At 46.9% G+C, this 18832-nt stretch carries 15 protein-coding genes and 1 pseudogene; 11 read left to right on the top strand and 5 right to left on the bottom strand.

Annotated elements, in window-relative coordinates; genetic code table 11:
• Nucleotides 1-2 precede the first annotated feature (2 nt).
• Together ACM1ND_RS01110 and ACM1ND_RS01105 are read right to left on the bottom strand one after the other, a co-directional pair.
• Nucleotides 3-824: an endonuclease/exonuclease/phosphatase family protein gene (locus tag ACM1ND_RS01110; protein ID WP_023986555.1), complete on the bottom strand. Its 822-nt coding sequence runs from the start codon at nucleotides 822-824 to the stop codon at nucleotides 3-5.
• A 5-nt stretch (nucleotides 825-829) separates the two neighbouring features.
• The gene (locus ACM1ND_RS01105; protein ID WP_023986554.1) at nucleotides 830-2494 is read right to left on the bottom strand and encodes a PTS transporter subunit IIBC; all 1665 of its coding nucleotides are present in this window, start codon (nucleotides 2492-2494) and stop codon (nucleotides 830-832) included.
• A gap of 242 nt (nucleotides 2495-2736) precedes the next feature.
• On the opposite strand from ACM1ND_RS01105, the gene ACM1ND_RS01100 reads away from it, so the two are divergent.
• The 3 genes from ACM1ND_RS01100 to pgmB all read left to right on the top strand — a co-directional run bounded on the left by ACM1ND_RS01100 (nucleotide 2737) and on the right by pgmB (nucleotide 6865).
• Nucleotides 2737-3744, top strand: a complete 1008-nt coding sequence (locus tag ACM1ND_RS01100; RefSeq protein ID WP_028541915.1) for a LacI family DNA-binding transcriptional regulator — start codon at nucleotides 2737-2739, stop codon at nucleotides 3742-3744.
• A gap of 154 nt (nucleotides 3745-3898) precedes the next feature.
• Entirely contained in the window at nucleotides 3899-6181 is a 2283-nt protein-coding gene (locus tag ACM1ND_RS01095) for a glycoside hydrolase family 65 protein (RefSeq protein WP_068938353.1), read from the top strand.
• A gap of 24 nt (nucleotides 6182-6205) precedes the next feature.
• Nucleotides 6206-6865, top strand: a complete 660-nt coding sequence (gene pgmB, locus ACM1ND_RS01090) for a beta-phosphoglucomutase (protein WP_068938354.1) — start codon at nucleotides 6206-6208, stop codon at nucleotides 6863-6865.
• 238 nt (nucleotides 6866-7103) lie between these two features.
• On the opposite strand, the gene ACM1ND_RS01085 is transcribed toward pgmB, so the two are convergent.
• Nucleotides 7104-7892, bottom strand: a complete 789-nt coding sequence (locus tag ACM1ND_RS01085) for a DNA/RNA nuclease SfsA (protein WP_023986550.1) — start codon at nucleotides 7890-7892, stop codon at nucleotides 7104-7106.
• A gap of 137 nt (nucleotides 7893-8029) precedes the next feature.
• On the opposite strand from ACM1ND_RS01085, the pseudogene ACM1ND_RS01080 reads away from it, so the two are divergent.
• The 4 genes and pseudogenes from ACM1ND_RS01080 to ACM1ND_RS01065 form a co-directional block, all read left to right on the top strand.
• A pseudogene (locus ACM1ND_RS01080) lies at nucleotides 8030-8107 on the top strand (hypothetical protein); the annotation flags it as partial.
• Nucleotides 8108-8264: 157 nt separating this feature from the next.
• Complete coding sequence (locus tag ACM1ND_RS01075) at nucleotides 8265-9215, top strand: helix-turn-helix transcriptional regulator (protein WP_028541912.1); 951 nt, start codon at nucleotides 8265-8267, stop codon at nucleotides 9213-9215.
• A 64-nt stretch (nucleotides 9216-9279) separates the two neighbouring features.
• Nucleotides 9280-9660: a nuclear transport factor 2 family protein gene (locus ACM1ND_RS01070; protein ID WP_028541911.1), complete on the top strand. Its 381-nt coding sequence runs from the start codon at nucleotides 9280-9282 to the stop codon at nucleotides 9658-9660.
• 54 nt (nucleotides 9661-9714) lie between these two features.
• On the top strand, nucleotides 9715-10365 hold the full coding sequence (locus ACM1ND_RS01065; protein ID WP_075153556.1) for a nitroreductase family protein: 651 nt from the start codon (nucleotides 9715-9717) through the stop codon (nucleotides 10363-10365).
• Nucleotides 10366-10516: 151 nt separating this feature from the next.
• On the opposite strand, the gene ACM1ND_RS01060 is transcribed toward ACM1ND_RS01065, so the two are convergent.
• Nucleotides 10517-11173: an alpha/beta hydrolase gene (locus ACM1ND_RS01060; protein ID WP_075153555.1), complete on the bottom strand. Its 657-nt coding sequence runs from the start codon at nucleotides 11171-11173 to the stop codon at nucleotides 10517-10519.
• Nucleotides 11174-11443: 270 nt separating this feature from the next.
• Here ACM1ND_RS01060 and ACM1ND_RS01055 point away from each other — a divergent pair, with 270 nt between their 5' ends.
• The 4 genes from ACM1ND_RS01055 to ACM1ND_RS01040 all read left to right on the top strand — a co-directional run bounded on the left by ACM1ND_RS01055 (nucleotide 11444) and on the right by ACM1ND_RS01040 (nucleotide 16556).
• The gene (locus ACM1ND_RS01055) at nucleotides 11444-13108 is read left to right on the top strand and encodes an SWIM zinc finger family protein (RefSeq protein WP_075153554.1); all 1665 of its coding nucleotides are present in this window, start codon (nucleotides 11444-11446) and stop codon (nucleotides 13106-13108) included.
• Between the two features lie 370 nt (nucleotides 13109-13478).
• Entirely contained in the window at nucleotides 13479-13862 is a 384-nt protein-coding gene (locus tag ACM1ND_RS01050) for a hypothetical protein (protein WP_226887851.1), read from the top strand.
• Nucleotides 13863-13986: 124 nt separating this feature from the next.
• Nucleotides 13987-16065, top strand: a complete 2079-nt coding sequence (locus ACM1ND_RS01045) for a DEAD/DEAH box helicase (protein ID WP_226887850.1) — start codon at nucleotides 13987-13989, stop codon at nucleotides 16063-16065.
• 146 nt (nucleotides 16066-16211) lie between these two features.
• A complete protein-coding gene (locus tag ACM1ND_RS01040; RefSeq protein ID WP_023986544.1) occupies nucleotides 16212-16556 on the top strand; it encodes a hypothetical protein in 345 nt (114 codons plus the stop codon).
• 91 nt (nucleotides 16557-16647) lie between these two features.
• Here ACM1ND_RS01040 and ACM1ND_RS01035 read toward each other — a convergent pair whose 3' ends face one another.
• A complete protein-coding gene (locus ACM1ND_RS01035; RefSeq protein WP_023986543.1) occupies nucleotides 16648-18741 on the bottom strand; it encodes a family 16 glycoside hydrolase in 2094 nt (697 codons plus the stop codon).
• Between the last annotated feature and the right edge of the window lie 91 nt (nucleotides 18742-18832).

Below are 18832 nucleotides of genomic sequence, written 5' to 3'. Positions count from 1 at the left end.
CATCACAGCTCCAACTCAACTGCAACCCCAAAATGATCCGATACAACTGGTCCTGTTTTTCCGTTCAGTACAACGGTTGAGGATTGTACCTGTGCAGCCTTATTGGAGAAGATAAAGTCAATGCGGAGCGGCTCCGCATTACTTTCCCAGCCAGCAATAGCTTTAATCACCGTGTGGCCTTCATCACGTACTGCTGCATTCGGATAGGTGTCCGACCAGCCGGATTGCAGTACATAGTCATATCCTTCTCCGCGTACTTCAGCCGCGTTGTTGAAATCACCCATCATGAACACAGGAGTCGGAGCAAAAGAATTTAGCACTTTTGTTGTACGATCCCATAGTCCACGGAAGGATTCTTCATCATTCCACCAGTTATAATGTCCACTTACAAACCAGGTCTGCACTCCGCCCACCACAGTTTGAATGCCGACAATTTTACGCGAGCGGTAGTTGTCATAATCCTGTAGCGAGGAAACATATTCGTTCACCGTAGCTGTAATTGGTGTTTTGGACAGAATCGCCAAACCCTCGTCGTATTTGGCAAAACCAACATGCGCGGGAGCCCACGTCCAATGATAGCTATCAGACAATAGCCCGTTCAGCACATAAGCATAGTTATCACGCTTAATGACAACTTCAGGATCTGCGCTATAGTAAGCGCCCAAATCGTCCGGCGACAAAGGAGTCTCTTCCATGGACTGGTTCACTTCCTGCAAAGCAATGACATCAAACTGCTGTTCATCAATAAAAGCAGCCAGTTGCTTTAGCTTATCGTGCTGGTTTTCTTCCATCCAAGCATGTGCATTTAAGGTTAACAACTTCAAAGTAATCACCTGTTGAGTATGTCTTGTATATCTGATTTAAGCACATCGGCCTTCGGTCCGTAAACCGCCTGCACCCCATTATCTACTTTTATCAAGCCCAAGGCACCCAGCGCTTTCCACGTCTTTTCGTCCCCAACGGCATCTGTATCCTTCACCGTCACACGCAGACGGGTCATGCAAGCGTCCACCTCGACAATGTTCTGCTCACCCCCAAGCGTCTTGATGATATCCGTAGCCAGTTGATTTTGAGTGGAAACAGCTGCCACACCTTCTGTCTTCGTATTCCCCACCTCGGAAGTGCCCTGAGGCTCCTCATCCGTATAGTTCCCCAGTCTTCCCGGCGTAGCCATTTTGAATTTACCGATCATAAAATAAGCGATAAAGTAGGTTGCTACCGCAAACACCACACAAGTCAGCACGAAGTTAATAATATCCTGCACCAAACCCGCATTTATAGACAACGGCAATCGGGTCAGCAGTTCAATCATACCAAACGAATGTAAACGCAAATGTATGATGTCGGCCATTCCGAACGCAATACCGGTAAGAACAGCATAAACCACATACAGCACAGGTGCTACGAACATAAACATGAATTCCAGTGGCTCCGTTACCCCTGTTAAAAAGACAGCTGCGGCTGCCGAAAAGATCATCGACTTGTACTTGCTGCGTTTATCTTTGTCTACACGGCGATACATAGCCACCGCTAGTCCCATAAGGATTCCTGCTCCACCGATCATTTGTCCTACCTTGAAGCGGGCAGGCGTCACGCCTTCCAACAAGCTATTGTAGGCTGTCGGATCGGTACCACGAAGCGCACTCAGGTCACTTGCCCAAGCCAGCCACAGCGGGTCTTGCCCGGCAACGACGCTTCCTGCCCCGGAACCCGTAAGTGTCGTGTAAACGCCACCAAGTTGAGTATAGTTAATAGGAACAGTCAGCATATGGTGAAGTCCAAAAGGAATCAGTAGTCTTTCCAGTGTACCATAGACAAATGGCGCTACAAAAGGAGCCGACTCTCCCGAAGTCGCCAACCAAATACCGAACTGATTAATCCCCCCCTGAACAAATGGCCAGATGGCAGACATGATCAAACTTACGATGACAGACCATAAAATCACGACAAAAGGAACAAAACGTTTACCGTTAAAAAAGGCTAAAGCGTCTGGCAGCTTACGGTAATTGTAGTACTTGTTAAATACCACGGCCCCGACAAATCCGGAGATGATACCGACAAACACACCCATATTAAGTGCAGGCGCCCCTAAGACAGAGGTAAAATAGCCACTAACCGGAATGGATGCACCAAAAAGAGTGTGGGTGGTGGCACCTTCCTGGGTTAGCATTTTCGAGGACACACCCAAAATCGTTCCTGTTGAAATATTAATGAGAATAAAGGCAATTAAGGCAGCAAAAGCCCCGCCCGCTCGTTCCTTAGCCCAGGAACCACCAATCGCCACTGCAAATAGAATGTGTAAATTATTGATAATACCCCAACCCAAATTCTCCATGACCCCGCCGACAGTCAACCAGAAATGGATATCGCCAGCCAACATCGCCACTACTTTACCGAGCGAAATCATAATCCCTGCTGCCGGCATGACAGCAACAACCACTAGCAGTGCTTTCCCGAGCTTTTGCCAAAAATCAAATGATAGAAGTTTTTTCATGCTCCTTCAATCTCCATCCCTTATAGTATGTACAGCGTTGTTCGTACCCTATAAACATTATGCAATCGGTTGCACAATTATTATAATGATATCGCTTTCTATTGGCAATACCCTAATTGTAAATATCTTGGTTAATGATGATGTAAAAACTCGAAAAAGCCGCGAATTTGTTGATTTTCGAGCAATATCGTATGATAGAACATAATATTTCCTGCTTGAGATAGCAAAAGGAGACGAAGACGATGGCAGTAACCATCAAAGATGTCGCAAAACGTGCTAATGTTGCTACTTCCACCGTATCCCGTGTCATTCAAGACAGCCCCAAAATCAGCGAAGCCACCAAGGCACGTGTCCGTAAAGAAATGAAGGCGCTTGGCTATGAACCCAACTATTCAGCTCAGAGTCTAGCTAACCGTGTCACACAGTCGATTGGCATTATTATGCCTGAATCGGATGTGGCAATCTTTCAAAATCCCTTCTTTCCGGAAAGCCTTCGCGGGATCAGCGAATGGGTGAATGAGCACAACTATACACTGTCCATTGTCACAGGAAAAACGAGTGATGAATTGCTATCCCGCGTGAGGCTGATGAGCCGGACCGGACGTGTTGACGGCTATATTGTTCTGTACTCCAAGCAAAAAGATAGCATCGTGGAGTATCTTCATCAAGAAAAAATACCTTACACCGTAATCGGTAAGCCTCAGCAATTTGTCAGTGAAACTACCCATGTAGACAACGATAACTACCAGGCTGCTAAGGATGTGGTCACTTATTTGACTGGGCTGAATCATCAGCGCATTGCTTATGTTGGCGGTGATCATGAACAGATCGTGAATATTGAAAGACTCCGAGGCTACCAGGATGCGCTGCGAGAGGCGGGCTTGCCTCTACCCAAGGAATACGTGGTCAGGGAGCCATTTAATCTAGAGGACATGCGCACATTATTGCAGGCTACCCCGCCGCCTACCGCGATGATCGTTAGCGACGACCTTGTAGCCATGGCAGTACAGAAAATGCTCTCTCAGCTCGGCGTGTCCATGCCAGAGCAGTTATCCATGGTGAGCTTCAATAATCTAATGCTGGCTGAGCTGATGAATCCCCCTCTCACTTCCGTGGATATTGATATCTTCACTCTAGGTTATCAGGCAGCCAAAAGCCTGATTGAAAAAATCGAAGACCCCAAAGAGTTGACCAAACACATCATTGTTCCCCACCGAATTGTGGAACGCGAGTCCAGCCAGGTACTATGATTCTCTGAGGAATGAACAAGAACTGATTTTGTGGAAACCCATAAAATCAGTTTTTTTGCGTTGACAGGGCAAACGGTTGCACTATATACTGAACTCGCTCATATACTGGTTTCGTTAAAACAACGATCTCATTTTCCGAGAGGGGTACACAATCATGGTTTACAACCGATTATTTGACGTAGATAGCTGGAAGCTGACAACACACACTCTACATAGCACACACATGCGATTACAGGAAAGCATAACGTCCATAGGCAACGGTTATATGGGCATGCGCGGCAATTTTGAAGAAGCTTATTCAGGTGATCATCATCAGGGAACGTATATCTCCGGTGTATGGTTCCCCGACAAAACAAAGGTCGGCTGGTGGAAAAACGGCTATCCTGAATATTTTGGCAAGGTCATCAATGCCATGAACTTCATCGGCATCCGTCTGATCGTAAACCAAGAGGAAGTAGACTTATTTACGGCATACGTCAGCGATTTTGTGCAGGAGTTGGACATGAAACAGGGCATCCTGCGACGCACCTGCACCGTGAACGATCAGGTCCGTATCACTACGGAGCGTTTTCTGAGCCTCACCACTCGTGAGCTATGCCTGATTGATTACCAAGCTACGAATATAAGCGAGCAGCCTCTAACCATAGAGCTTGTCCCCTATCTGGACGGCAATACGAAGAATGAAGACACGAACTATGATGAGGTTTTTTGGTTGGAGGAGGCCCGAGAGGTTCAAGAACAATTCATCAGCCTGTCCACAACAACTATAGATAATCCCTTCGGTATTCCGCGCTTTACCGTAAACGCTACCATGGGTATTGTGACCGAGGGGCAGGATCAGCAGACGACGGAAGAGAGCTTTTTGTATGCTGCACGCCACTATCAATACAGCGTCGCTCCGGGCGACAGTATCCAGCTGCAAAAAATTGTGGCGGTTACCACCTCACGGGATATGGAAAAGGATGCACTGATTCCACAAGCTGAACGCATCGCCGTGGAGGCTGTGAACAAAGGCTACACTTCGCTCAAGCAGGAGCATGTCGCAGCTTGGGCCAGACGTTGGGACAAAGCCGATGTAGAAATCGAGGGCGATACAGAGGCCCAGCAGGGAATACGCTTTAACATTTTTCAGCTGTTCTCTACGTACTACGGCGAAGATGCCCGTCTGAACATTGGTCCCAAAGGCTTTACAGGTGAAAAATATGGCGGTGCCACCTATTGGGATACAGAAGCATATGCCGTACCTATGTACCTGGCGCTTGCTGACCCGGACGTAACGCGAAATCTGCTGCTGTACCGTCACCAACAACTAGAGGGTGCCAAGCATAACGCAGCCCAGCAAGGGCTACGGGGTGCACTATACCCTATGGTCACTTTTACAGGTGTGGAGTGCCATAACGAATGGGAGATTACCTTTGAGGAAATTCACCGTAACGGGGCCATTGCGTATGCCATCTACAATTACACCAACTATACGGGGGACCTGAGCTATTTACGGGAATATGGAATAGATGTACTGGTCGAAATTAGCCGCTTCTGGGCCGACCGGGTTCATTTTTCCAAAAGCCAGCAGCAGTATATGATCCACGGGGTTACCGGGCCGAACGAATACGAAAATAACGTCAATAACAACTGGTATACCAACACGCTGGCTGCATGGGTTTTGAAATATACATTATCGGTCTTACCTCAAATTTCAGCAGAAAAATCGGAGCATCTAGCGGTTACGGCTGATGAGCTTGCACATTGGCAGGATATCATCACTCACATGTATTATCCCTATGATGAGGAGCGGGAAGTCTTCGTACAGCACGATACCTTTATGGATAAGGATTTGCAGCCTGTATCCTCCCTTGATCCCAGCAACCTTCCACTAAATCAGAAATGGTCATGGGATAAAATCCTTCGTTCCTGCTTCATTAAGCAGGCAGATGTGCTACAAGGGCTGTATTTCTTTGGAGACCAGTTCACGCTGGAAGAAAAAGCGCGCAATTTTGCATTTTACGAGCCAATGACTGTTCATGAATCCAGTCTGTCCCCGTCCATTCACGCCGTGCTGGCTGCCGAACTCAAAATGGAGGAAAAGGCAGTCGAGATGTATAAGCGGACGGCCCGTCTGGATCTGGATAACTACAATAACGATACCGAAGACGGACTTCATATCACTTCCATGACGGGAAGCTGGCTGGCGATTGTACAGGGATTTGCCGGGATGAGAACGTATCGTGAAACATTAAGCTTCTCCCCCTTCCTGCCACAGGGCTGGAACAAATATACGTTTAAAATCAACTATCGCGGTCGCTTGTTAAGTATTCTCGTACAGGAAAATGAAGTGATCATTACCCTGTTGGACGGAGAACCGCTGACGCTGGAGCTGTATGGAGAGCCAACGCACATTACCAGTGGGCAGTCGTTAATGACGAACAGCGTTTCATAAATCGGGCAGACAGGGGGAAACCAAATGAAAGCAGTCATTTTTGATCTGGACGGAGTCATTACAGATACAGCTGAATATCATTTTCAGGCATGGGGCAGCTTGGCGGCAGCGCTGAGCATCCCTTTTGATCGGGAATTTAATGAACAGTTAAAAGGAATCAGCCGTACGGAATCGCTCGACAAAATACTGGCGCGCGGTAACCTGTCCGATAAGTTTTCAGAAGAAGGCAAGCAAGAACTGGCCACACGGAAAAATACGGAGTATCAGCGGCTCATTTCAGCTGTAACGCCCTCGGACATTCTTCCAGGCATTAAAGCGCTACTGACAGAACTTCGTGAAGCCCGAATCGGCATCGCGCTGGCCTCTGCAAGCAAAAATGCAACGTTTATCCTGGAGCGACTGGAGCTAGCCTACTATTTTGACAGTGTGGTGGATGTTACCGCCATTCGACATGGCAAGCCTGACCCGGAAATTTTCCTCACCGGAGCCGCAAATCTGGGCGTTCAGCCTGCCGACTGTATCGGTATAGAGGACGCACAGGCTGGCATACAGGCGATCAAGGGTGCCGGGATGTTTGCGGTCGGTGTAGGAACACCTTCGCAAATGCAAGGTGCGGATATCGTGGTAGCCACTACTGCCGAGCTTTCTCTGAGCATGTTGGAGTCACATTTTATCAGAGGATGAAAAAGCAAAAAAAGATTATAAGGATCATAAAGACCGACTCTTAATGAATCGGTCTTTTTTGTCTGCTCCAAAAACCAGATGAGATCCGCCGCTAGGTCACCGTCTATTTTCTGTCTGTAAAGGTATACTTCTTTTTAACAAACAATTAATGGTTGCTTGGTGAAGATGAATAGCAAATATCATTTTTCTTCAGTAGCATCACTATATTGGAGTTTAATTGACAAAAGTGTGTCAGTAGCTATTTGTATATTTCTTCAGAAATAATATCGCCTGTTAAAAATTGATTGGTAATGTTGTAATAGCCCGTCAGGCTAACTGCATCGGGATTAATTTGTAAATCAACTTGCCAGATTTCAACTCCATTTTTGATGGAATTTTGAACGGTTTGCATAACATAACCGCTGTGTTTCCCAGAATTCCCAACTTTGAATCCATTGTTTTCATAAACTAAACAAACAATCAAAATCGCACGTTCATTTATAGATAAACTTCCACTGAGTTCACCCATGTGCTTGATAAAACGTTCAAAAGAATTAAATTCAGCGTTTTTTTTGATTACAATATGATCGCCCATCTCGACATGTAAAGTGGTTAATGGCGTTTTGACCTCTACATAAGTTTGATCCACCAGAAAATCCAGTTTTGAATTACCAAGCTTCGTTTCCCGGATGACTGTCTGGAAATCGCCAATCATATCTTTAAATTGACCACTTGTGATGAAATGTTCGATATACCGATTGGCCGCATTTTGGTTAATCCCAATCCATGACTTCGATTCAACGGATGGTAGATCCAGTGAAATGGCTTCAATGGTGAACTGTGTTTTTCTTTTAGGGTCATTACTACGCGAAACAAGACATGGGATATCATGAAAGACAATGTTTCCTATACTGCCTGTAGCAGGACAATGGCAATCGTGTAGCTCCCCATCCAGTTCAACCATCATAACAAATCGATTTTTCTTTTTTCGAATTACACCCTCAAGAAGAGGAGAAGCAAAATGAAAATGACTGCTTATATTCTCCATTACAGTTAAGCTCCTTCATTTCAGCGATTTTGGATCGTCTACAGAAACCACATGGAACTGTGTACCCCTCATAAAACTATACTGCTCGTCTCCTGACAACAGTGTGTCAGGAGGGTGATGGTAGGACGTATTTTCCGGCGGTGAGGACTGCACTATTGTTACCTTTGATGTTCAATACCGTTTTAATTATCTTTCCGTTTAAAAAGCGCGGGGCAATAATAATCTAGGATGACAACCGGGAATCATTACTTTCTATAGACCAAATTCTGATGGAGAGAACACTACTGACATACAAGTGTCAGTAGTGTTTTTTTATAGTGATTAAAAACAATTAGGTTTATAAATACAACTGAAACACAGGAGGGATGGAAATTGAATAAAACCGAACGGCAATTAGCGATTTTATTGGAGCTACAGCGTAGGAAGGTTCTAAAGGGAGAAGAACTAGCGGAGAAGTTAGAAACCAGTGTACGTACGATTTATCGAGACATTCAGGCTCTTAGTGAATCTGGCGTTCCGATTATCGGTGCACCTGGACACGGCTACTCTTTAATTGAAGGGTATTTCCTACCCCCGATTAGCTTTACGGTGGAGGAAGCGGTCTCCCTTTTACTTGGAGCCGAATTCATTGAACAGCGATTTGATAATCAATATAGTCAAAGTGCTCAGTCCTCTCGGGGAAAAATTGAAGTGATCTTACCTGACCCCATTCGTCATGAAACTGATCGAATCCGCAGTGGTATTCGTTTTCGACTTCAATCTGAAGACCCTGAATTAGGTGAAAGGGAAAAATCCAATATAAAAACGATTCGTATTGCCATGATGGAGGGAAAGAAAATACATTTCAAATATACGAAGCGAATATCGGAATCGGAGAATAGTCGTGAAACGATACGAACAGCCGCACCTTTAGGATTAGTTCTTGTGCAAGGAGGGTGGCTGCTTGTGGCTCAGTGTGATCTCAGAGGAGAGCATCGACATTTTAAAATATCTCGCATGAGTGATGTGAGTACAATGATCGAAAGTTTCGAATTACCTCGGGACTTCAATTTGCATACGTATCGTCCGGCAGATGATCGACATGTAACCATTCGAACCGTATTTAAGCCCGAGGTTGCAGATAAAGTCGATGAATCAAAAATATATTTTATGGAACATGCTGAGCTTCTTCCGAGTGGCTATTATGTAGACTTCCGTGTTCGATATGCTGAGGAATTATTGCATTGGATTTTGAGCTGGGGATCTAATGTTAAAGTATTGAAACCTGAATCCTTTCGAAGTCGTGTCAAAAAAGAAGTGGAAAGTATGTTGAAGAACTACTGACAAACTGTTGTCAGTAGAAGGCTTGTATATTGTAATTATTCCAACTGAAAGCGAGGTATTCAACATGAATACAAATGAAAACAACAATGCACTGGTGATCGCAAAAGCTTATTTTGAAGCGATGGCAAATAAAGATATCGAAAAGCTGATGACGCTGGTTTCGGACAAAGTCACTACGACCTCTCCCTTAGGTAACCTTGAAGGTAGAGAATCATTCCAAAATTTTGCAGAAGGATTTGCCCGGATGATTAACAAGCTAACACTCATTACAGCATTTGGAGATAATAAGGAGGCTGTGATCGTATATCATTCCAACACTATTCCAGTTCCGGATGCAACGGTTGCCGAATACATCGTCGTAGAGGATAACAAGATTTCCTCCGTTCAAGTGATCTACGATGGAACACCTTTTGCTGCTTACGCTGCAACTCAATCCAAACACTAAACCATTGGATCTATATAAATAATAAGCTTTGATACTTGAAAGGAAGAACCTACTGTGAACCAAAATAATACATCTAATTTTGAGAACGCGGAAGAAGTTATTGAGAAAATATTGCGTGAACGACATGCTACCAAAGAGTATAAAACAAACGTATTCATCCCAGAAGAAACGTTGAATGAAATTTTTGAACTTGCCGCGACAGCTCCTTCAGCCTGGAATCTTCAACACTGGCGCTTTCTGGTTATCCAGAATCAAGAACAAAAAGATCGAATCAAACCGATCGCCTATGGACAGCAACAGATTTCAGATGCTTCTGCTGTTGTTGTCATTCTCGGTGATCTTGAGGCAAACCGAACTGGCAGAGAAATGTATAACCGTCTTTATGAGTCAGAATTCATCTCGAAAGCAGTGCGAGACATCTTGTTCTCCCAAATCGAAGGAGGCTATCAAAGCCCTCAATTCGCTAGGGATGAAGCAAACAAAAATGCAGCTCTCGCAGCTATGCAACTCATGTTAGCTGCCAAGTCGAAAGGCTACGATAGTGGTCCAATAGGTGGATTTAATCCTGCAGGACTGCTTGAAGCTCTGAATATTCCTGGGCGGTTTATCCCTGTCATGATTGTCACCCTTGGTGTAGCCGCAACCCCTGCACGTCCAACAACACGTTTCTCCCTTAATGAATTAGTTATTCATGAATCCTTTTAAGTATTCGCGACAAAGAACCATCTGTCTCAAGATGGTTCTTTTTAGTTCATTCTGCAAGAAGGTTGGAGAAAAAGTGATCTAGTGGCGCGAAGACAATGAAGGCAACCAGCCTAATATCCTATTACAACAAAAAAACGAATACCAAGGCTGGTTACATCTTCGAGCTTATCCCCGCATCCTCACGCAGCCACTGAAGCACATCTCGCTGGTTATCTGGTGAGACACCGTGATCCGTCGGGTATGTTTTGAATGTGGAGTGAGAAGTCCTGGTCTGGAAATATGCCGCCGTCTCATGGCCGATGCTCACTGGAAATACAGAATCGTATTCGCCGTGGGAAATAAATACGGACACGTCCTCTGTGCTTTGCAGCGCGTATTCCGTTTTCACAAAGTCAGGCACATAGCCGTTCAACGCTACAATCCCCTTCAACTGATTGCCAAGGGTAAGCGCAAGTGACATCGACAAAATCGCTCCCTGACTGAAGCCGAGGAAATACCGTTTCTCAGGATCAACCGGATATTTATCTGTGGCATACTGTACGAACGCCTGAAGCTGTTTAATAGACCGATCAAACTGCTCACGCAGCGGATTACCCAGACTTTTCAGCTCATAATATTGGAATCCTCCACTCATGGGAAGGTCTCCACGAATGCCGATGATAATAAATTCCTCTGACAACGGCCCTACAACTCCGAACATATCCTGCTCATTGGACCCTTTCCCATGCAGTGTAAAAATGGTTGGATACTTACGGTTGGGATCAAGCTGGCTGGGCAGGTGAATATCATAGCTATATAAAGACGACATATTATTTCCCCCTCTTAACAATAAGTTTATTGCATACCTCCACGGATACAGTTCACTACATACCATTCCTAAACAGGATCATCAAACCTAAAATATTAGTAATATTTATTTTATATTTATAATAGAAATGTACTCTTCAAAAGGAAACATGTCAACCCGTATGAAAACTTTCCAACTGCTCCCTCCACTCAATTTATATTCGTGAACTGATATAATGGAAGAGTTAAGCTACTACCCGATCAACTATTCTCTCTTAGGAGACTAATGCATATGAAACCAACTTATCTTATGGATGATATACAGTGGCAACAGCTTATTGAAAACGTGGCTGACCATTTTAATGACGTGACGATCAAACGAGGTTTCCAGTATTTTAAGCAAGGAAAGGTAAAAGAATTTGCAATGCCTGATGCCGACCATATCGCAGCTGTCGTGGATGGAAGCGAGCTATACGAGGTGGATCTTCACTTGAGTGCTTTTGCTGCCAGCAGATGCACATGCCCTGTCCACACCAACTGCAAGCATATGATCGCCGTACTACTGAATTACGCGAATGAACAGGAACGTTCTGTACATGCTTTAGTGAACGCTCATTCGGCGGGATTCACCCGATTGGCGGCAAAAGCTGACACGCGTACCACACCTCCTTCCCGGTCGAATCTTTCACCGGATCACAGGGAAGCAACAAGAAACGCTCTCAGTAAAACAGCAAGCAAGATACCAGACATGCCCATTTCAGAGTGGCATGATCTGTTCGATCAGTGTATCGCACTTAACCATGTGAACACACAAAATTCCCAATATGTCCAAAGCGCTCTAGCCTCGATCTATGCTGTGAAGCCGCCACTTTCACCCGGCATGCAACAGCTATACGGACTGCATGCTCATCTGCGTGTGCTGGAAAAGCTGGTACCTCAGTCTCCCATGCCGGGCTATCCCTCTCATACCTATATGGGGTATTACACGCAAATCGCTGCCGATGAGCTTAAAGAAGCTATCGAGCGTGATTTTGAGAGTCCACTGGAGCTGACCGATGAACCGATGCAAGAAGCCCGTATGGCAGAAACCTTAGCCTATTTACGCCGAAAAATGCTGACAGAATCGCGTAACGGTACTTATTTTTCAGACGCGTATTATCAGTTATGGCTGCACTGGGTGCACAGGGGGCATCACGAAAGGCAGGACTCCAGCATATATACGGAGGAATTACAGCATTTACAGGCGGCTGAGGAGGAGCTCGGCACAACTTTAGCACGGCTTCCGTGGATGTTAGCTCGCAGCTGGATGCATATTTTCCAATCGCACGATAACGAAGCCTGGGTACTGCTTCAGGAGGCGGAACGGGCTTTTCCACTAAAAGTCTCTTCCAGTCAGTTGCTTTTGTTCTTACAGGCGCTGCGTAAAGCCGAGGATTGGGCACGTCTCAAGGACGGACTGCGACATATCGGCCCCCTGCTTCACAGTCATCGGGATGACCATTTACAAGATTATATACATGATTGGGATCTGGTTTTGCGGCACCTCCCAGAAGCGGAGCAGGACATGTGGGACACGCTGGTGGGTATGCTTCCATTTGCCGGAGGAATGTATGAAGAGGCGCTGCTTGCTCACGAAAAATGGCGGTCATGGATCGACTATCAGCTAAGCATACGCAGTGAGCCTTTGAGTTTTCGAGTGAGCGTGTTACAGCCCATTGAAAAGAACGCGCCTGAGTTACTACTCCCCTTTTACCATCAAGCGGTAGAACGTTATGTGCTAGAAAAAAACAGAGCCAGCTATAAAGCAGCAGTCAAGCTGTTAAAGCGGCTGTTCAAGCTGTACAAGAAAATGAAGCAAGAATCACGCTGGGAGCTGTTCTTCACGACCTTCACCAGCCGTCATAGCCGCTTGCGGGCGCTACAGGAGGAATTGCGGAAAGGGAAATTGTTATCATGAGTCAATATACCGAAACGATTACCGTCCATATCCAATTAACTACCTATGGAGACGCGCTGATCTATGGCGATTCCTCCATGAACTATAGCATTTCCGGCCAAATTCTGAAGCAGCGTTTGTTTGCTTGGCATGAGGATTCGTTTTATGGCACCGAGCTGGAGATTCAACATGTTCAAGACACGGATATTATCCTGCTGCCCTCGGAGCAGGTGATTCCTTTTCTGGCAGAGCGCGAGCTTCTGAAGCATATTGAATGGATCTGGGACGAGGCCAATGCCCCGTGGCTCCGGCTGATCCCTTTACTTGCTCACTGTATTGAGGCGAAAGCATATGTGCCCAGCTTCACGGCGTTCCAGACGGGGAAGCTGCAATGGAAGTGGGATGCGGAAGCATTGGAAAACATCCAACCAGCAGAGCTTGCTTTGCTCGACCACTTGGAGAAGGACGAGCAGGAAGGGCTGATAGCGGCGTTCTCGGCTGCCGTATTTCAGCGCTGGTACGGCACCGAAGCGGAAGCCGCCGATTTGCGAAGAGAATATCCGATTCTCTTCGCCCCCAATCGCCCGGCGGCGGGTCTGGACGCGCGGGCCTGGCTCATCGCCATCGGCTGGAAAGCCGATACCGCGCCATTTCGGCCACTTCTGCAACTGCTAGAGCCAGAGCTGGAGGACGACGAGCCGTCCTGGCAGCTCAAGCTTGTGTTGCAGGACAAGCAAGACCCGGCGTTGCTGGTGTCTGTACAGCTCGCCGATGATGGGTACGCATCCGGCTCATGGCCCGATGCCTGGACAGCACATGTCCGTGAGCGCTCTGCCGGGTGGCTAGAACGCTTGACCTCGATTTTGCCCGCCGGGCAGCGTGCCGGAAGCCGCGATGACGTGCTGAATCGCCCGCTCTCCGACGAAGCGGCGTGGCAATTCCTGACGACCGACAGCCAGCGTCTGCTGGAAAGCGGTTGGCAGGTGCTGCTCCCGGCTTGGTGGGAGGCAGCTACCCGCAAGAAGCCAAAACTGCGGGCCAAGGTACGCCCGGGCGAAGGGGCGGGAGAGCGCACGAAGGGTAGCTCGCTGTTCGGACTGGACTCGATTGTCCAGTTCGATTGGCGTGTTGCCATCGGTGATGCCGATCTCAGCGAGTCGGAATTCGCCGAGCTGGTCGCTCGCAACGAGCGCTTGGTGCGCTTCCGCGGGCAATGGATCGCGCTCGACCCCGCGTTGCTGGCGCAGATCCGCCGGGCCATGGCCGGGATCGACAGTGCTCAGGGATTGTCCTTTCAGGACATCCTGCAGCTACACCTGCTCGGCAACGCCGACGAGCCTGAAGGCGACGCCTCGGGCGAGCAGCCGGAGGATGCGGCACGCTTCCGACTGGAAGTCGAGCTGAATGCCCATCTGCTGAAGCTGATCAGCCAGCTCGGACGGCAGTCGGAATGGCCTGCATTGGACGTGCCGGACGGGCTGCAAGCCGAGCTGCGGACGTATCAGCGGGACGGGTATGCATGGCTTGCTTTTTTACGTCGCTTTGGACTGGGTGCCTGTCTGGCCGATGATATGGGACTCGGTAAAACAGTGCAGTTTATTACTTATTTACTGCACCTACAGGATATTGCCGCCGAGACGGGCGTCCGCTCCAGTTCGCTGCTGATTTGCCCGACTTCGGTGCTGGGCAACTGGCAGAAGGAACTCAGCCGCTTCGCCCCTTCATTGAAGGTGATGCTGCACTATGGAAGCAAGCGGGAGCAGGGAGACCTGTTCCGCGAAGAAGTGGAGCAGGCCGATGTCATCCTGACCTCCTTCGCTACGGCAACCCTGGATCAAGAGCTGCTACAAAGCATGACCTGGGATTCAGTCTGCCTGGATGAAGCGCAGAACATTAAAAATGCGCAAACCAAGCAATCCACAGCCGTGCGCAGCTTTCCTGCACGTCATCGGATTGCGTTGACTGGGACACCTATTGAAAATCGCTTGTCCGAGCTATGGTCCATTTATGATTTTATCAATCCAGGTTATCTGGGCAGCTCACGCGCCTTTAGCAATCGCTTCATTAATGCTATTGAGAAGGAACATAACGAGCAGCGCACGTTAGATTTGCAAAAGCTGGTTCAGCCCTTCATGCTGCGGCGCAAGAAGAAGGACCCTGCTATACAGCTTGATTTGCCTGACAAGAATGAGATGAAAACCTACATTCATCTGACCTCTGAGCAGGGCGCGCTCTATGACCAGATTGTCAAAGAGTTGATGGAACGGATGCAGAAGCTGGAAGGGATTGAGCGGAAAGGAGCCATTTTATCCGCCCTTACCCAGTTGAAGCAGCTTTGTGACCATCCTGCCCTCTTAACCAAGGAGGCGCTCCCAGATACCGTGGCTTCCGGTTATAGTCAGGCCGATCTTGAAGCGGTCATTAGCCGTTCATCCAAGCTGGAGCGCATTCTGGCTATGGTCAAGGAACTGCGGGAGGAGGGCGAGCGCTGCCTTATTTTTACACAGTATATTGGTATGGGGCAAATGCTCCAACGGGTACTCGCTCAGGAGCTGCAAGAGCCCGTGCTCTATCTGAACGGCAGCACATCCAAAACGGCCCGTGACCGAATGATTGATCAATTCCAATCTCACACACTCCCCCCTGCCGAGCAGCCATCCGTGTTTATTTTGTCGCTCAAAGCCGGAGGGGTAGGTCTGAATCTGACGGCCGCCAACCACGTCTTTCACTTTGATCGCTGGTGGAATCCGGCTGTTGAAAATCAGGCCACAGACCGAGCCTATCGGATGGGACAAACGAAGGATGTACAGGTGCACAAATTTATCTCGCTGGGCACGCTTGAGGAACGCATTGATGAAATGCTGGAGAGCAAGCAGCAGCTTAGCGACCAAATCATAACCAGTACCGAGGGCTGGATTACTGAGCTGTCTACAGACGCGTTAAAAGACCTCTTTACGCTACGACGCGATTGGGCATAAGGAGGTCCCAAATCGAACTATAATGTACATGAGTGCCATTTCGAGTTCGATATATACCTATTTATAAGAAGTCGTAGTTTATAGCACAGTCCAAAACTCCTTTGTGTGCATTTACTATCTCATCACAACAAAGGAGTTGATTTGAAGTGGCCATTCGTCCTCCACAAACATTGAAATCTACGGGCAGGAAGGTTCCTGTTACGAGATATCGCAATGTGAGTCCAACACAAACCCTGCGCCGATTTACGGTCATCTGGGCTAACACAAACGGTGTTCCTTTTAACACAACTGGATTTTTTGCTATACTCCGGCGTCTAGATGGAAGCTTTGTGCAAGCTGCAGGCTTCGATGGTTTTGGTACTGCCCGATTCAGCAGAGTCCGTACACCTACGAACCAGGCTTTTATTCTGCGTACCTTTAGAGACGATGGAACGCTATTCCGGGTTAGAACCGTACCTGCTGGCGTGTCCTCGTTTGTCGTTATTGGTTAAGTTCGTACCGAACGCAGCCTTAACGTAGGTAACCAAAAAAGCAGCCAGAAACAGAGCATATCTGTCCTGGCTGCTTTTTTATATGGCCTACCTATTCGGAATCTTCTTCCACTATTGCATTTTTCGTAACGGACGTATTGTACACCGTTTTGAGCCAGCTTTCACTCGACCAGTTCAGCTTGCCTGCACCCGCTCCATCCTTGGCCTGCAATTGAGCAACCAGGTTAGCAGGGTCTTCGGCAGTATAGCTGTATGGCAACGTTGTGAATCCATTCCACGAGAAGCTCTTGGCCTTCGCAGGATAAGGGGCTAATGGGCTATTCGCTTCTTCGCTGCCTCCTCTGAATACGGTACCGTTGTCGGAGAAGATGACGTCTTCAGCCTTGATTTTTCCTGTGTAGTCATCTTTTTTAGGATCTTTTTGATTATTACGCACTGGAGAAAACACATCAATTAAATAAGACTTTTCTAGCAACACCGCACCGTTTTCTGTTGAAATCGCACCGTTACCCACGACGTCAAAATGGTATCCTTTTGCGGCAATTGCTTTAGCCATGTCAGAAGTGATTCTTTTTTTGGCTCTGGCCAATCCAGCATCGTCCATAACGATGTTATATGCATGAGCATTACCAGCACGCAGACGAGGCATACGATCCTGAATATCCAGGTAGTAATTATGATGCAGCGTTACCTCTAGGTCTGCATTGTCGGAAGCCATTTCCGTAGCACCAATCAGATGAGCCTTCTTTTGTCCTGCTGCAATATCAATGATATCTTCTTTACTCATGCCTACTGCACTGCTTCTCAGATAAGCGTACATAGGATAGGAAGACTTGTCTGCTTCCATCGCGTTGACTTGTTGGGTTACCCAGCTGTTGGAGCTGCGGTCATCTCCTTTGAACAAAGACCAAGAAATCGTAACTCCGTTACTACCTTTTTTCACATCTACCAGACCATCATAGGCTTTGTTAAATGTGCAATGGTCAATCCATACCTTGGAACTTGTACCTTCGATGGTAACATAATCCCAGTCATTCTTATCATAGTTCCCTTTGGTTGCTTCATCCCACTCCCAAAGTTCATCAAATTCGAGGTTACGGAAAATCAAATTGGAGCTTCTTTTGATAACAAAGCCGGCATGTTTGATTTTCGCACCATTGGCAGAGAAAATCGTAACCCCATTCATATTTTCGATATAGACTTTGCTCACACCTGTCTTTTTCAGAACAGGATGCGTCTGTACAGGGTTGTTGGCACTAAAAGGCATTACTTTGGCAGCACTAGGAATTTCATTCCAACCGAGATCAAGATCGTTCATAATCTCAATCACTTTGACTTTGCTGCCTTTCTTCAGTGCTTCGTTGAGATCTACAGCGTTATAAACTTTTTTGTAGTTGGCATCTGTATCCGCAATATTGCCACCACCTGTATTACCATACGAAAAGCCAGTCAAATTATAGTTATTTTTAGAGGTTACATCAGGGTCCACTCCAGGAGTCGGTTGTTCTGTACCTGGTGTTGGGTTCACAGGCGGTGTTCCTGGATCTACCTCAGAAGAAGCACCGGATACAATCACATTATCGAATTGGGCAGCTGTTTTAGAAGTTACCAAACCAATGGCTCCAGCAGTGAGGCTGGTGTCTGTTGCGGACAGCTCCAGTTGATCATTGACATACATTTTGATTTCCGAACCGGATAGTTCCAGCTTGACTCTGTACCATGTATTCGTGTCCAGTTTGTATTTTTTATTGGTAGCCAGTGTCTTCATAGAGCCTTTGACTTTTTTTCGAATCTCAAGAGCTCCGTCTTTCTTGTTGTACAACGATGCTGCATAGAAGTTGTTGGAATCTGTGTATCTACCTGCAACGTAGACTCGATTAGAGCCATTAAAATCATTTACATATACATCTGCTTGCACGCTATAGTTCGTCCATGAGGCATTACCTTTGACGGAATGGCTTTCGCTTCGACTAGATTGTTGGTATGTAGAACCATTCCCATCCTTGACCACAGACCAGTTCCCCGAACCTGCGGTCCAGCCTTGAGCTTCTCCTTGCTCAAAATCGTCACTTATCTGTAAATTTCCATCTGCATGTGCATGACCTAGCAACGGTAATGATAAAGACAGTACCAACGTACTGCTTAACATTACACTTGCACATTTTTTTAACAAACTCGACTTCATATAACAATCCCCTTCTTGATTAGATTCATGAATACTAAAGCAAAGGTTGCACCGTTCATCAGACATGACATGTCCAAACGGTATATAACGT

This window comes from Paenibacillus sp. JJ1722 (genome assembly GCF_048282685.1).
Lineage (GTDB): Bacteria > Bacillota > Bacilli > Paenibacillales > Paenibacillaceae > Paenibacillus > Paenibacillus polymyxa_B.
The sequence above is the reverse complement of the archived record's forward strand: the minus strand, read 5'-3'. Positions and strand labels throughout refer to the sequence as shown.

Excerpts from the sequence above, each read along its gene's own strand:
- pgmB (WP_068938354.1), top strand. The coding sequence starts at position 6,206 with ATGAAAGCAGTCATTTTTGATCTGGACGGAGTCATTACAGATACAGCT.
- ACM1ND_RS01100 (WP_028541915.1), top strand. The coding sequence starts at position 2,737 with ATGGCAGTAACCATCAAAGATGTCGCAAAACGTGCTAATGTTGCTACT.
- ACM1ND_RS01055 (WP_075153554.1), top strand. The coding sequence starts at position 11,444 with ATGAAACCAACTTATCTTATGGATGATATACAGTGGCAACAGCTTATT.
- ACM1ND_RS01070 (WP_028541911.1), top strand. The coding sequence starts at position 9,280 with ATGAATACAAATGAAAACAACAATGCACTGGTGATCGCAAAAGCTTAT.
- ACM1ND_RS01095 (WP_068938353.1), top strand. The coding sequence starts at position 3,899 with ATGGTTTACAACCGATTATTTGACGTAGATAGCTGGAAGCTGACAACA.
- ACM1ND_RS01035 (WP_023986543.1), bottom strand. The coding sequence starts at position 18,741 with ATGAAGTCGAGTTTGTTAAAAAAATGTGCAAGTGTAATGTTAAGCAGT.
- ACM1ND_RS01050 (WP_226887851.1), top strand. The coding sequence starts at position 13,479 with ATGGAAGTGGGATGCGGAAGCATTGGAAAACATCCAACCAGCAGAGCT.
- ACM1ND_RS01105 (WP_023986554.1), bottom strand. The coding sequence starts at position 2,494 with ATGAAAAAACTTCTATCATTTGATTTTTGGCAAAAGCTCGGGAAAGCA.
- ACM1ND_RS01085 (WP_023986550.1), bottom strand. The coding sequence starts at position 7,892 with ATGGAGAATATAAGCAGTCATTTTCATTTTGCTTCTCCTCTTCTTGAG.
- ACM1ND_RS01060 (WP_075153555.1), bottom strand. The coding sequence starts at position 11,173 with ATGTCGTCTTTATATAGCTATGATATTCACCTGCCCAGCCAGCTTGAT.